Below are 14,615 nucleotides of genomic sequence, written 5' to 3' on the forward strand. Positions count from 1 at the left end.
GCTTTTTAAATCAATGTTATTCTGAAGGTGGGTTATCACCCGTTTCTTCAGTATTGGTATCGACTACTTCAACGGCCTCGCCTTCGATGGCTTCAAGCTCATCAACTTCGATTTCTTCGATACGTTGTAAACCAACTACTTGCTCTTCGTCAATAGTTCGTATCAAAATAACGCCTTGAGTATTACGACCAACCGTAGAAACCTCGTTTACACGGGTACGTACTAAGGTACCGCGATTCGAGATAATCATGATTTCGTCGTTATCGTCAACTTGTACTGCACCAACCACAGCGCCATTACGCTCGCTTACTTTGATTGATACAACACCTTGTGTTGCACGGCTCTTCGATGGGTAATCTTCAAGTGCTGTACGCTTACCGTAACCGTTTTCTGTCACAGTTAGGATTGCACCATCTGACTTAGGTACGATTAACGACACAACGCGTTGGTCGTCAGCCATCTTGATACCACGAACACCTGTTGCTGTACGACCCATTGGACGTACACCTTTGAAGCGGATTTCTGGGTTACCGTTTTCGTCTAGAACTGGGTTACCGTTTTCATCAACAACTGCTGACTCTTCTGCTTCTTTAAAGCGAACAACTTTACCAGCATCAGTGAATAGCATGATTTCATTCGTGCCATCAGTGATATCAACACCAATTAGGCTATCGCCTTCATTTAGGTTAACAGCGATGATACCGCTCGCACGTTGACGGCTGTATGCTGTAAGTGGTGTTTTCTTAACTGTACCAAACGCAGTTGCCATGAAGATGTATTTATCTTCTTCGTACTCACGTACTGGTAAGATAGCAGTAATACGCTCATCAGCTTCAAGTGGTAATAAGTTAACAATTGGCTTACCACGCGCTGCACGGCTTGCTAATGGTAACTGATATACTTTCAACCAGTATAGGCGACCTGCTGTTGAGAAGCACAGGATTGTATCGTGTGTGTTAGCAACTAATAGACGTTCGATGAAGTCTTCATCTTTCATCTTCGTTGCTGATTTACCTTTACCACCACGACGCTGTGCTTCGTAATCCGATAATGGTTGATACTTAACGTAACCTTCGTGAGAAAGCGTTACGACAACGTCTTCTTCATTGATTAGGTCTTCAAGGCTAATATCGTGAGCAGCTGCACTGATTTCAGTACGACGTTCGTCACCATATTGCTCTTTAATTTCTACTAGCTCGTCGCGGATAACTTCCATTAGACGCTCTGGGCTTGAAAGAATATGTAAAAGCTCAGCAATTAGATCAAGTAAGTTTTGGTACTCGTCTAAGATCTTCTCATGCTCAAGACCCGTTAGTTTGTGTAAACGTAGGTCTAGAATTGCTTGTGCTTGTTGCTCAGATAAATAGTACTGACCGTCACGGATACCTAAATCAGCCGCTAACCAATCAGGACGTGCTACGTTATCTTCACCTGCTTTTTCAAGCATTGTTTTAACAGTGCCTAGTTCCCAAGGACGTGCTGTTAGTGCCGCTTTTGCTTCTGCTGGTGTTGGTGACTTACGAATAAGTTCGATAATTGGGTCGATATTCGCAAGGGCAATCGCTAAGCCTTCAAGCGTGTGAGCACGGTCACGGGCTTTACGTAAATCGAATACTGTACGACGTGTAACAACTTCACGGCGGTGTACGATAAACGCTTCAAGCATTTCCTTTAAGTTGAAACACTTAGGTTGGTTGTTATCAAGTGCAACCATGTTCATACCAAACACAGTTTGTAACTGAGTTTGTGCATATAGGTTGTTTAAGATTACTTCACCAACATCACCACGTTTGATTTCGATAACGATACGCATACCGTCTTTATCTGATTCGTCACGTAGTGCGCTAATACCTTCAATCTTCTTATCTTTAACAAGCTCTGCGATCTTTTCGATAAGGCGTGCTTTGTTAACTTGATAAGGGATTTCGTGAACAATGATTGTTTCACGACCGGTTTTTTCGTCAACTTCGATTTCAGCGCGAGCACGGATATATACTTTACCACGACCGGTTAAGTACGCTTGCTCAATGCCTTTTTTACCATTGATAATCGCCGCAGTCGGGAAATCTGGACCTGGGATATATTCAATAAGGTCAGCAATTGACATATCAGGGTTTTGAATAAGCGCTAAACAACCATTGATAACTTCTGTTAAGTTATGAGGTGGAATATTCGTCGCCATACCAACCGCGATACCCGAAGAACCATTTACTAATAAGTTAGGTACTTTAGTAGGTAATACGTCAGGAATTTGCTCAGTACCGTCGTAGTTCGGTACGTAATCAACCGTTTCTTTTTCTAAATCAGCTAATAATTCATGTGACATTTTCGCCATACGGACTTCCGTATAACGCATTGCTGCCGCAGAGTCACCGTCAACAGAACCAAAGTTACCTTGGCCGTCAACAAGCATGTAGCGTAATGAGAAAGGCTGCGCCATACGAACGATGGTGTCATATACCGCGCTGTCGCCATGTGGGTGGTACTTACCGATTACATCACCAACAACACGTGCTGATTTCTTGTAAGGTTTATTCCAATCATTATTGAGTTCGTTCATTGCAAACAGAACGCGGCGGTGAACTGGCTTTAAGCCGTCACGTACGTCTGGCAATGCACGTCCTACGATTACACTCATCGCGTAATCAAGGTAGGAATTTTTTAATTCATCTTCAATATTGACTGGCAGAATTTCATTGGCGAGATCAGTCATTTGATTTCACATTCCTTCAGTATTGACTCATTAAGAGGCAAACCGCCGTCTTAAGAGCTTTAGTTATTATTTCCAGACCATGCTATCACAATTTATTTAGATTTACAGGCGCTAAATCTTTGCGATTTATTAATTTCCCCCTATATAATGGCCTCAGATTAACGAGGAAGTTTTTTATGACCGAGCATCAAAATGTAGATAATGCAGAAATTGCAAAGTTTGAAGCCATCGCAGAACGTTGGTGGGACCGCGACGGAGAGTTCAAACCCCTTCATGAAATAAATCCTCTACGTTTGGATTTTGTCGCTGATAAAGTAGGCGGCTTATTTGATAAGGAAACCTTAGATGTTGGCTGTGGTGGCGGCATCTTAAGTGAAAGTATGGCGCGTATGGGCGCTAAAGTAACCGGCATCGATATGGGCCAAGAGCCACTTACCGTTGCTAAGTTACATAGTTTAGAAACAGGCGTACCTGTTGATTATATAAAAGTACCTGCAGAGCAATTTGCTGCTGAGCACCCTGCTCGCTTTGATGTAGTGACTTGTATGGAAATGCTTGAGCATGTTCCAGACCCTGCTTCAATTATTCGTGCTGTAGCTGAACTTGCTAAACCGGGCGCCGATGTCTTCTTTTCAACATTAAATAAAACACCAAAAGCCTACTTGTTTGCTATTGTAGGTGCTGAAAAGCTTTTAAAAATGGTCCCTGAAGGTACACATGACCATAAAAAGTTTATTAAACCTGCACAGCTTATTGCATGGGCAGAAGAAGCGGGATTAAAAGTACGCGCCAGTACCGGCCTTCATTATAACCCGTTTTCTAAGCAGTACAGCTTAAATGATGATGTAAGTGTTAATTACATCCTCCACTTTGAGAAACTAGCCTGATGAGTGGTGTGCAAGCACCATCTATCGATTTTGATGCGTTTATCTTTGATTTAGATGGCACACTACTCGATACCGCGGATGACTTAGGTGGTGCATTAAACCGAGTGTTAACAGATGCCAATGTGGCGCCTGTTGCTGAGCATGTTTATCGCCCTGCTGCTTCTAACGGTGCAAATGCATTATTAGAAGTGGGCTTTGGTGATAAATGGCCTGAACTTGAACAACTCGCCTTGCGCCAGCAGCTTCTTGACTACTACGCCGAAGATATTGCTGTGCACAGTAAATGCTTCAACGGCATAGAACAGCTTTTAATTGCACTTGAGCAAAACAATATTAAGTGGGGCATTATGACTAATAAGCCCGGCTTTTTAACTGAGCCCTTAGTGCAAGCTATTCCCTCTTTGCGTGATGCAAAAGCGGTTGTGAGTGGCGATACATTAGCTGTGTCAAAACCATCACCGGATCCACTATTACACACCGCTGAGATCTTAGACGTTGATCCGAGCCGTTGTTTGTATATCGGTGATGCTGAACGTGATATTCAAGCTGCAAAAGCAGCCAATATGTACAGCGCAGCGGCGTTATGGGGTTATATACCCAGTGTAGACGCTGCACTTGGCTGGCAAGCGGATTTCAATTGGCAAACGCCGATTGATGGTTTTAACCATATATAGTGTTATTTGATAACTGAAACACCATATATTGTGATTTGATTTACTTTTGAGCATTCATTGATGATAAAAAAATCACTCAAAATTTATTTTTAAAAACGGTAAATTTTCTGGATCTTTTGTTGATTTCTACAAATTTCGTCGTCTATGAATGTTCAAAGGTTAATGGTCACTAACACAATGCGTTTATCCAATAGTTATCCACAAAATGGGGCAATTCTATCCCTTGCAAAACAGCGCAGACCACACTATCTTGTGATCTGCAATTTAAACAACACCAGATATTGTGGCTAAATGTTATTCAATTAGATCACCCTGGCGTTTAATAATAATAATTACATAAAGAATACCTTTGTCTTTACAACTATAATTTCCCAAGGAATACAGGCAAAACTATGAACCAACAGCTATCTGTAAGCAAACGTGACGGCCGTAAAGAGTCACTTGATCTAGATAAGATCCATCGCGTGATCGCTTGGGCCGCAGAAGGTCTAGAGAATGTGTCTGTCTCACAAGTTGAATTAAAATCACATATTCAATTTTATGACGGCATTCGTACCGATGACATTCATGAAACAATCATCAAAGCTGCAGCTGATCAGATCTCTAAAGATACGCCTGATTACCAATACCTAGCTGCTCGCTTAGCTGTATTCCATTTACGTAAAAAAGCGTACGGTCAATTTGAGCCACCACGCTTATACGATCACATCACGAAATTAGTTGAAGACAAGCGTTATGATCAACACCTACTTGTTGACTATACCGAGCAAGAAATTGACGAGTTAGATGCTTACATAGATCACAACCGTGACTTAAACTTCAGCTACGCTGCTGTAAAGCAACTTGAAGGTAAGTATTTAGTTCAAAACCGTGTTACTGGTGAAATCTACGAAAGTGCACAGTTTTTATATATCTTAGTGGCTTCAAGCTTATTCTCTGATTATCCAAAAGAGACACGCCTTGATTACATCAAGCGTTTTTATGATGCAGTATCTACATTCAAAATTTCATTACCTACACCTATCATGGCTGGTGTACGTACCCCTACACGTCAGTTCAGCTCATGTGTACTTATTGAATGTGGTGATAGCCTAGATTCTATTAATGCAACATCGTCTGCGATTGTTAAATACGTATCACAACGTGCGGGTATTGGTATTAATGCCGGTCGCATCCGTGCCCTTGGTAGCCCTATTCGTAACGGCGAAGCGTACCACACAGGTTGTATTCCGTTTTATAAGCACTTCCAAACAGCGGTTAAGAGCTGTTCACAAGGTGGTGTTCGTGGCGGCGCAGCAACGTTGTTCTACCCGCTTTGGCACTTAGAAGTTGAAAACCTACTTGTTCTTAAGAACAACCGTGGTGTTGATGATAACCGTGTACGTCATCTTGACTACGGTGTGCAGTTCAATAAATTAATGTATAGCCGTTTAATCAAAGACGATTACATCACATTATTTAGCCCTTCAGATGTACCAGGTCTATACGATGCGTTCTTTGAAGATCAAGCGAAGTTTGATGAGCTATACATCAAATACGAGCAAGACGAGTCAATTCGTAAAAAACGTATTAAGGCGATTGAGTTATTCTCAATGTTTGCACAAGAGCGTGCGAGCACAGGTCGTATCTACTTACAAAACGTTGACCACTGTAATACGCACAGCCCGTTCATCTCGACTGTGGCGCCAATTCGTCAATCTAACTTATGTTTAGAAATTGCATTACCAACTAAGCCACTTAGCAATGTAATGGACGAAGAAGGTGAAATTGCACTTTGTACGCTGTCGGCGTTTAACTTAGGTGCAATTGAATCACTTGACGAATTAGAAGAGCTTGCTGAACTTGCAGTACGTGCCCTTGATAACTTACTTGATTTCCAAGACTACCCTGTTCCAGCGGCTAAAAACGCGACCATGGGTCGTCGTACGCTAGGTATTGGTGTTATTAACTACGCGTACTACTTAGCGAAAAATGGTAAGCGTTACTCAGATGGCAGCGCAAATGCCCTAACTCACAAAACATTTGAAGCAATTCAATATTACCTAATGAAAGCATCAAATGAGTTAGCGAAAGAACGTGGTGCGTGTCCTAAATTTAACGAGACAACGTATTCTCAAGGCATTATGCCAACAGATACTTACAAACGTGACCTAGATCAGTTCTGTGAAGAGCCGCTTCACTTAGATTGGGATTCATTACGCGAAAGCATTAAAGAGCACGGTATGCGTAACTCAACGCTATCTGCCCTTATGCCTTCAGAGACATCATCGCAAATCTCTAACGCAACAAATGGTATTGAGCCACCACGTGGTCATATCAGCGTTAAAGCAAGTAAAGATGGTATCTTAAAGCAAGTAGTGCCAGATTATGAAAATCTGAAAGATAACTACGAGCTACTGTGGGATATTCCTTCAAACGATGGTTATCTACAACTTGTTGGTATTATGCAAAAATTCGTTGACCAAACGATCTCTGCAAACACTAACTATGATCCATCTAAGTACGAAGGCGGTAAAGTACCTATGAAGGTGCTATTAAAAGACCTACTGACTGCGTACAAACTTGGTGTTAAAACCCTGTACTATCACAACACACGTGATGGTGCATCAGACTCTCAAGATGAGTTAACGCCAGAGGTAGAAGATGACGGTTGTGCAGGCGGCGCTTGTAAAATCTAATTAAATTAATAACATAACAAAAGCGGGCTCATTAGCCCGCTTTGTCCTGACTGTTTTTTGAGAAATCACTATGTCATATACAACTTTTAGCCGAAATCATAATAACCAATTACAAGAACCGATGTTTTTCGGCCAAACGGTAAACGTGTCACGTTACGACCAACAAAAGTACCCTATCTTCGAAAAGCTAATTGAAAAGCAACTTTCGTTCTTTTGGCGTCCTGAAGAAGTTGATGTAAGTAAAGACCGTCTTGACTTCCAAGCGTTACCAGAGCACGAAAAGCACATCTTTTTAAGCAACTTAAAATATCAAACGCTACTTGATAGTGTGCAAGGTCGTTCACCTAACGTTGCGTTACTACCTATTGTGTCTATTCCTGAGCTAGAAACTTGGATTGAAACATGGGCATTTAGTGAAACTATTCACAGCCGTTCATACACACACATTATCCGTAACGTTACGCAATCTCCTGAACTTATCTTTGACGATATCGTAAGCAACGAGAAAATCAGTGAGCGTGCTGATGCGGTAACTAAATATTACGATGATTTAATAAACATGATTTCTGTTTACAACCTATATGGTGAAGGTAAACATGTGATCAATGGTGAAGAAGTTAAAGTCAGCTTATTTGACCTTAAAAAGCAACTTTACCTAGCAATGATGTCGGTTAACATCCTAGAAGCGATTCGTTTCTATGTAAGCTTTGCTTGTTCATTTGCTTTCGCTGAGCGTGAATTAATGGAAGGTAATGCAAAAATCATCAAGCTAATCGCCCGTGATGAAGCGTTACACTTATCTGGTACACAGCACATCTTGAACATTATGCAAGAAGGTAAAGACGACCCAGAAATGGCAATCGTTGCAGCACAATGTCGTGAAGAAGCAATTCAGATGTTTGTTGAAGCAGCAGAACAAGAAAAAGATTGGGCAGAATACCTGTTCAAAGATGGTTCTATGATTGGTCTTAACAAAGATATCTTATGCCAATACGTTGAATACATCACTAATGCACGTATGACTGCAGTAGGCCTACCTGCACAGTTCGAAAGTAAGAGTAATCCTATTCCGTGGATCAACTCTTGGTTAGTATCAGACAACGTTCAAGTTGCTCCACAAGAAGCTGAAATCAGCTCTTACCTTGTTGGTCAAATTGACTCACAAGTTGACGCATCTGACTTTGGTGACTTCGACCTGTAATGAGCTCAAACACCACTGCAGAGGTTATCCTTGCAGGAACAGACAGCCAGAATCTTGAATTTGATTCTGGCTGTTCATCTTTCCTTGAATGCCTAGAACAAAACAAAATAGATGTCCCCTACCAATGCCGTGAAGGTTATTGTGGCGCTTGCCGTGCAAAATTAGTCGAAGGTGATGTGAGCTACAATCAAGAGCCACTTGCTTTTGTTAGAGATGGCGAAGTATTGCTGTGTTGTAGTAAACCCAATGGGAAAGTAAAAATTGAGCTTTAATGCCAAATAAGCTCACTGGTTTGGTAGAAATTTTCTTTATCTGACACACTCACCATTTGCTGATCAATCGTAACATCCCACTGTAAGTTTTTAGTTAGATGACTCGCTAATTCCTCAATAAAGCTGTTATCAAACGCAATTAAATGACCATTATTTATAAGTTCCAACTGGTGTTCATTTTCTTTAAGCCAATCGTTATTTAAGGTTGTCACGACCCATAGCTCATCAACCCGCTTAGCGATTTTGTTGAGCTGTAAAATATCAGGTTGGTCAACAGCAAGCCATGTTTGATAATGGTCATCAAGTGCTTTTATTGACACATCTGGTTCTGCATGACTGAACCTTGCATTCAATATGGCTGTTTCGTTGTGTGAAAATAAGCAATAACTTAAAAGCTTAAGTACAAAGTGTTGATAGCTTTCACGACGGTCACATGCAGTGGTAAACACCTCTTTGTGATTACGATGCTCTCTTAAATCAGCAATGGTAAAATTTGCTTTGAATACCCTATTTTTATCAGACATAAGATTTTGCCATCTTGGTGTAACAGTCTAAGTATAGTGTATGGTGTTAAAATCGCGACTTAAGGTAAAGTTATAGTATAACGTTATTGCAGTTAAATAATTGCAGTGTTATATTATATCACCACAATCAACAACAAACTTAGAAGTAGTAATGATGAAACAAGTTTCTATTCTTTCTAGTGCTGTTGCCGCTGCGCTGTTTTCTCAATCAACAATGGCTGCTGTGATCACAGGTCAAGTATTAGATAAAAACCAACAACCTATCAGCAATGCTGAAATACATGTACACGGCAAATCACAAAGCGTTGTCACTGACAAACAAGGTCAGTTTAAAATTGATGTAGACAATAAAGGTCAGCTTCACATCAGTAAAAACAATTTCATCGATAAGCGTGTTGCTATTAATGGCGAAGACCAAAATGTTGTGGTTACGCTTACACCAACATCAGTTGAAACTGTTGTTGTTTATGCATCAGCACTTCATAAAAATAGTCTTGAAATGATTTCGCCAGTGAATATTTTAGCCGGTGATGAGTTAAAAGATAAAGCAAAACCGACATTAGGCGAAACACTAAAAGGTTTACCGGGCGTTAATGCAAGTTACTTTGGCCCAGTTTCATCAAGCCCTATTATTCGTGGTTTAGATGGTCCGCGTGTAAAGATCACCCAAAATGGCCTTGATAGCAGTGATGCATCACGTATTGGCCCAGACCACGCAACATCAAATGACAGTCTAGCAGCAGAGCAAATCGAAGTACTTCGCGGCCCTGCTACCCTGCTTTATGGCTCTGGCGCTATCGGTGGTGTGGTGAACGTTGTTGATAACCGTATTCCTACCGATAACATCGAGTCTTTAACCGGTGCTGCACAATACACACACGATACAGTATCAAATACCAACACCTATGCTGCAAAACTTGAAACCGGTAATGATGGTTTCAACTTCCATTTCGATGGAACAAAGCGCAAAGGTCACGATTATGACACGCCTAACTTTGAGCTTCCTGAGGAACATGAAGAGCACGAGGAGCATGAAGGTGAAGAACATGAAGAACACGAAACAGCTAACAGCGTAGAAAACACCTTTATCGATAGCCAAACAGTTAACTTCGGTACTAGTTACGTAGGCGATCACCTGACGCTAGGTGTGTCATACGGCCGCATCGAAACAGATTACGGTATTCCTGCTCATGAGCATCATCATCATGAAGAGGAAGATCATGACGAACATGAAGGTGAAGAAGAGCACGAAGAATCAGTATTTGCACAGCTAGAGCAAGACCGCTGGCAAGGTTACATGAGCTATGCACTTCATGATAACTGGATTGAAAATATCTCACTACGCGTTGGCTACACTGACTACAAACACGCTGAAATTGAAGATGGTGCAGTGGGCACAGTGTTTACAAACAAAACAACCGAAGCACGTGCAACCGTTGAGCACAAGTTAGGCCTTTGGCACGGTATGGCTGGTTATCACTACACTGAGTCTGACTATGATGCAGATGGTGAAGAAGCCTTTACGCCAGCAAGTGTTACTAAAACAAACGCATTATTCGTTCTTGAAGAGCGCCAGTTTGGTGATGTGACCGTTGAGCTAGGTGCGCGCCTTGAAGATTACCAAATCGACTCTGCTGTAAGCATGGCTGAGCACCATCATGATCACGATCATGAAGAGGAAGAAGAGCACCATGACGAAGAAGAAGCTGAAATCATTAACTATAGTGAAGATTTCACAAATCTAAGCTTATCTGCTGGTGCAATTTGGCAATATCAAGAAGGCCAAAGTGTTGCTTTGAGTGTATCTCGTTCAGAACGTGCCCCACTAAGTGCTGAATTACTATCAAACGGTATTCATATTGCAACAGGTACTTATGAGCTAGGCCTTGGTTATCATATTGAAGACGGCGAAATTCATTTTGAGCCAGAAGATATCGAGCAAGAAACTGCAACGAACTTTGATTTAAGTTTCCGCCGCTTTATTGGTGACTTTGGTTACACAGTTAACTTCTTCTATAACGACATTGAAAACTATTACTACCAGCAAAATACCGGTTTAGTTTTTGATGAAGGGCATGGCTTAGAATCAGCAGCTGATGCAGATGAAGATGCAATGGCGGTTTACCAATTCACAAGTAAAGATGCGAAATTATACGGTATTGAATTTGACGTACACTATCAAGTGACGCCAAGTGCGCTAGTTAAAGTGTTTGGTGATTCAACAACGGCTAAGCTAAAAGATGATGAAGGTTACTTACCGCGTATTCCGGCTAATAAACTGGGTTCTGAATTACAGTACACAGTGTCTGATTGGAAGTTTAGCCTAACCGGTACTCATTATTTTGAGCAATCTGACATTACTGCTTACGAGACAAAAACTGACGGTTATACCCTGTTTGATGCATCAGCTAACTACCAACTTGACTTAGGTCCTGTTGATACACAGCTTTACATTAATGTTGACAACATAACCGATGAACTTGGTTTCGTACACAGCTCATTCATTAAAGAAAAAGCACCACTACCTGGTCGTAACTTCAGCTTGGGTATTCGCGGTTATTTCTAATCGCTTTTAATGGTTATAAAAAACCCTTTCACTTTAAAAGTGAAAGGGTTTTTTATTAAGCATAGAAACTAAATAAAATTAGCTATTAGCCCTTTTGTTCAATCTTAGCCCATGAATCACGAAGACCCACAGTTTGATTGAATACTAATGTTTCTGCTTTGCTATCACGACAGAAGTAACCTGTACGCTCAAACTGGAAGCCCTGCTCTGCTTGTGCATTTGCCAGTGACGGCTCAACTTTCGCATTTTCAAGAACCACAAGTGATTCAGGATTTAGTGTTGCATTAAAGTCTTCTGCTGCCGCTGGGTTTGGCACGTTAAATAAACGGTCGTATAAACGAACTTCAGCTGTGATAGATTCACTTGCTGATACCCAGTGAATAACACCTTTAACCTTACGGCCATCACTTGGGTTTTTACCCAGAGTTTCAGGATCGTAAGAGCAGAAAATAGTCGTAATTTCGCCGTTTTCGTCTTTTTCAACGCGCTCAGCTTTAATTACATACGCACCACGTAAACGTACTTCTTTATCAAGAACTAAACGCTTAAACTTATTGTTTGCTTCTTCACGGAAGTCTTCACGCTCGATATAAAGTTCACGAGTGAAAGGTACGTCACGGCGACCCATCTCTTCTTTATTCGGGTGATTAGCAACAGATAACGTCTCTACTTTATCTGCGTCATAGTTTTCGATAACAACCTTCACAGGATCAAGAACAGCCATTGCACGAGGTGCATGCTCATTTAGGTCTTCACGGATACAGGCTTCTAGCATACCCATTTCGACCATGTTCTCTTGTTTAGTGATACCGATACGAGAACAGAACTCACGTACTGATGCAGGTGTATAACCACGACGACGTAAACCCGCAATTGTTGGCATACGTGGGTCGTCCCAGCCTTCAACATGACCATTTACCACTAAGTCGTTTAATTTACGCTTAGACATAATGGTGTACTCAAGATTTAATCGTGAGAACTCGATTTGTTGCGGATGACACTCAAGGCTGATGTTATCTAATACCCAATCGTATAAGCGACGGTTATCTTGGAACTCAAGCGTACATAATGAATGTGTAATACCTTCTAGCGCATCTGAAATACAGTGTGTGAAGTCGTACATTGGGTAAATGCACCACTTGTCACCTGTTTGGTGGTGATGAGCAAAACGAACACGGTAAATAATCGGATCACGCAGTACCATGAATGAACTTGCCATATCGATTTTAGCACGCAGTACACACTCACCTTCTTTGAATTCACCATTACGCATTTTTTCAAATAGCGCTAAGTTTTCTTCAACTGGCGTATCACGGTATGGGCTATTTTTACCTGGCTCTTTTAAAGTACCACGGTATTCACGGGCTTGATCTGGCGATAAGAAACACACATACGCTAGGCCTTTTTCGATAAGCTCAACAGCATAGCCGTATAAGGCATCGAAATAGTTAGATGAATACTTAATTTCACCATCCCACTGGAAACCTAACCACTGCACATCTTCTTTAATCGAATTTACGTAGTTGATGTCTTCTTTTTCTGGATTCGTATCATCAAAACGTAAGTTACAAAGACCTTGATAATCTTGGGCGATACCAAAATTCAAACAAATAGACTTTGCATGACCAATGTGTAAAAAACCGTTTGGTTCTGGTGGAAAACGCGTGTGTGTAGTCGCATGCTTACCGCTTGCTAGATCTTCGTCGATACGCGTTCTAATAAAGTTACTTGGGCGATTCTCAATTTCCGCCATAGGAGCATAATCCTCTGAATATTGCATGGTGACAAAACTAATGCATTATTACAAAAACAAACCCTAACATACAGTGGTTGCATCATGTTTATTGAAGATATTACGTCGATTGTTAAATACATAGTTCACAGACTCGACAAAATCGGTAAAAAAATTGTTCTAACGCAATAAAATGATCATTGACTAGCGATATAGTGCCGTCAGTTTCACTACCAATAAGGAAAAAAGATGGCTTCGCTCAATCAACATCGAGTCTATATTCCAAGCTCAGCACGTGCAAACCAGTATGTGTTAGTTGAATTTAAACCTACTGATGAGTTTTTTGCCCAGTTTACTAATGTGAGCTGTGCTTATAAGCGTCTTGCAAGGGAGTTATTTGCACTATGTGATGAGTATGAATTACATAATGTACACCTAATCGCCAACGATAAACTGCCAGTGGTTCGTTACCATGATGAGGCATATAGCTTAGAAACCGCTAAGCAAATTTTGTTTTTCTATAACCCACAATACCATGAAGCACATAATGTATTTGCTGATGGTGAGCAAAAATGCAAAAAAATTCGTTTATTATTCTTAGCGACAGGTGAAGATATTCGCGCTCATGCGGCTAGTTTTCATCATAATGTACAAAGAGTGATCAACTCACTACAAGAAAAACTACTAAGCGGCCAACCACCTCTTAAAATTCGTGACCACCAACATCTAACTTATGATTTATTTGCTAAAGCAAAAGGTCACAAAGAAAGCTATGGCTATAAATTACGTAGCTTATATCCACGTTACCAGTCTCGCCAATGTCATTTACCAAATGAACACAGTGAGATGACATACGCTGGGTTTTCGATTCCAGTAACTCGCGCCATTAAAACGCAATTTCAACATATGTTGAACGAAGAGAATTACACGCAGTTTTATCAATATATCTTTGATGCGTTCAAACGAGCATGTGATAAACGCGGATTAACACTCGGCGCTTTTATCGCTAACGGTACCCGCCCTATTGTTCGTAATAGCAATATTGATAACGCACAAAGTAACAGCGAACTGCAAAAGCTGACCTTTGATTGCAGCTCTGAGCAGGTGCAATTACAACAGTATTGGGATGCAGATCAACTTGTAGATTCGCTACATTTTGTGATTGCCGCAGCTGATAAAGACAAGCATGACATTGGTTATGGTAAGTTTATGAATCAAGTACAAAGTGCGATAAATGAAGTTACCGACGAGCTGGCATTTAATCCAACTCGCCAAGATTTACGCGTGCGTTTTTATCAGCACATTAACTATCAATATTAAGAGTATACCCAAGCTCCTCAAGATGCTGAAACTCACACCTTCAGGTGG

Annotated in this window: 10 protein-coding genes; 7 read left to right on the plus strand and 3 right to left on the minus strand. The window is 41.0% G+C overall.

Translation table 11 applies throughout. The features are described from left to right. Window positions 1-16: 16 nt before the first annotated feature. Window positions 17-2,713, minus strand: coding sequence for a DNA topoisomerase (ATP-hydrolyzing) subunit A (gene gyrA / locus NFU46_RS02135; protein ID WP_251599246.1), 2,697 nt, complete (start codon window positions 2,711-2,713; stop codon window positions 17-19). A 176-nt stretch (window positions 2,714-2,889) separates the two neighbouring features. Here gyrA and ubiG point away from each other — a divergent pair, with 176 nt between their 5' ends. The 5 genes from ubiG to yfaE all read left to right on the plus strand — a co-directional run bounded on the left by ubiG (window position 2,890) and on the right by yfaE (window position 8,425). Continuing rightward, complete coding sequence (gene ubiG, locus NFU46_RS02140; protein WP_058585083.1) at window positions 2,890-3,600, plus strand: bifunctional 2-polyprenyl-6-hydroxyphenol methylase/3-demethylubiquinol 3-O-methyltransferase UbiG; 711 nt, start codon at window positions 2,890-2,892, stop codon at window positions 3,598-3,600. Beyond that, window positions 3,600-4,274: an HAD family hydrolase gene (locus NFU46_RS02145; RefSeq protein WP_251599249.1), complete on the plus strand. Its 675-nt coding sequence runs from the start codon at window positions 3,600-3,602 to the stop codon at window positions 4,272-4,274. The genes ubiG and NFU46_RS02145 overlap by 1 nt, the downstream gene beginning before the upstream one ends. Before the next feature lie 392 nt (window positions 4,275-4,666). Continuing rightward, window positions 4,667-6,952 (plus strand): class 1a ribonucleoside-diphosphate reductase subunit alpha, encoded by a 2,286-nt coding sequence (nrdA, locus tag NFU46_RS02150; RefSeq protein ID WP_251599252.1) that lies wholly within the window; start codon window positions 4,667-4,669, stop codon window positions 6,950-6,952. A 70-nt stretch (window positions 6,953-7,022) separates the two neighbouring features. Next, on the plus strand, window positions 7,023-8,153 hold the full coding sequence (gene nrdB, locus NFU46_RS02155) for a class Ia ribonucleoside-diphosphate reductase subunit beta (protein WP_054551358.1): 1,131 nt from the start codon (window positions 7,023-7,025) through the stop codon (window positions 8,151-8,153). Then, entirely contained in the window at window positions 8,153-8,425 is a 273-nt protein-coding gene (gene yfaE, locus NFU46_RS02160; RefSeq protein WP_251599257.1) for a class I ribonucleotide reductase maintenance protein YfaE, read from the plus strand. Before nrdB ends, yfaE begins: the two co-directional genes overlap by 1 nt. Here the strand turns inward: yfaE and NFU46_RS02165 are convergent. Further along, a complete protein-coding gene (locus NFU46_RS02165; protein WP_063529254.1) occupies window positions 8,422-8,949 on the minus strand; it encodes a YaeQ family protein in 528 nt (175 codons plus the stop codon). The genes yfaE and NFU46_RS02165 overlap by 4 nt on opposite strands. A 154-nt stretch (window positions 8,950-9,103) precedes the next feature. Here NFU46_RS02165 and NFU46_RS02170 point away from each other — a divergent pair, with 154 nt between their 5' ends. Next, window positions 9,104-11,515, plus strand: coding sequence for a TonB-dependent receptor domain-containing protein (locus NFU46_RS02170; RefSeq protein ID WP_251599876.1), 2,412 nt, complete (start codon window positions 9,104-9,106; stop codon window positions 11,513-11,515). A gap of 85 nt (window positions 11,516-11,600) precedes the next feature. Here the strand turns inward: NFU46_RS02170 and glnS are convergent, their stop codons facing one another. Further along, window positions 11,601-13,268 carry a glutamine--tRNA ligase gene (glnS, locus tag NFU46_RS02175; protein ID WP_251599260.1) on the minus strand — a complete coding sequence of 556 codons (1,668 nt, stop codon included), beginning with the start codon at window positions 13,266-13,268 and terminating at the stop codon, window positions 11,601-11,603. Window positions 13,269-13,496: 228 nt separating this feature from the next. Here glnS and NFU46_RS02180 point away from each other — a divergent pair, with 228 nt between their 5' ends. Further along, window positions 13,497-14,567 carry a DUF3083 family protein gene (locus NFU46_RS02180; RefSeq protein WP_054561563.1) on the plus strand — a complete coding sequence of 357 codons (1,071 nt, stop codon included), beginning with the start codon at window positions 13,497-13,499 and terminating at the stop codon, window positions 14,565-14,567. Window positions 14,568-14,615 lie beyond the last annotated feature (48 nt).

The sequence above is a fragment of the Pseudoalteromonas sp. NCCP-2140 genome, from assembly GCF_023708065.1.
Classification (GTDB): domain Bacteria; phylum Pseudomonadota; class Gammaproteobacteria; order Enterobacterales; family Alteromonadaceae; genus Pseudoalteromonas.

What these genes read in the sequence shown, in the direction of transcription:
- glnS (WP_251599260.1), bottom strand. Translation starts at nt 13,268, where the DNA reads ATGGCGGAAATTGAGAATCGCCCAAGTAACTTTATTAGAACGCGTATC.
- gyrA (WP_251599246.1), bottom strand. Translation starts at nt 2,713, where the DNA reads ATGACTGATCTCGCCAATGAAATTCTGCCAGTCAATATTGAAGATGAA.
- NFU46_RS02170 (WP_251599876.1), top strand. Translation starts at nt 9,104, where the DNA reads ATGAAACAAGTTTCTATTCTTTCTAGTGCTGTTGCCGCTGCGCTGTTT.
- NFU46_RS02165 (WP_063529254.1), bottom strand. Translation starts at nt 8,949, where the DNA reads ATGTCTGATAAAAATAGGGTATTCAAAGCAAATTTTACCATTGCTGAT.
- NFU46_RS02145 (WP_251599249.1), top strand. Translation starts at nt 3,600, where the DNA reads ATGAGTGGTGTGCAAGCACCATCTATCGATTTTGATGCGTTTATCTTT.
- NFU46_RS02180 (WP_054561563.1), top strand. Translation starts at nt 13,497, where the DNA reads ATGGCTTCGCTCAATCAACATCGAGTCTATATTCCAAGCTCAGCACGT.
- nrdA (WP_251599252.1), top strand. Translation starts at nt 4,667, where the DNA reads ATGAACCAACAGCTATCTGTAAGCAAACGTGACGGCCGTAAAGAGTCA.
- nrdB (WP_054551358.1), top strand. Translation starts at nt 7,023, where the DNA reads ATGTCATATACAACTTTTAGCCGAAATCATAATAACCAATTACAAGAA.
- yfaE (WP_251599257.1), top strand. Translation starts at nt 8,153, where the DNA reads ATGAGCTCAAACACCACTGCAGAGGTTATCCTTGCAGGAACAGACAGC.
- ubiG (WP_058585083.1), top strand. Translation starts at nt 2,890, where the DNA reads ATGACCGAGCATCAAAATGTAGATAATGCAGAAATTGCAAAGTTTGAA.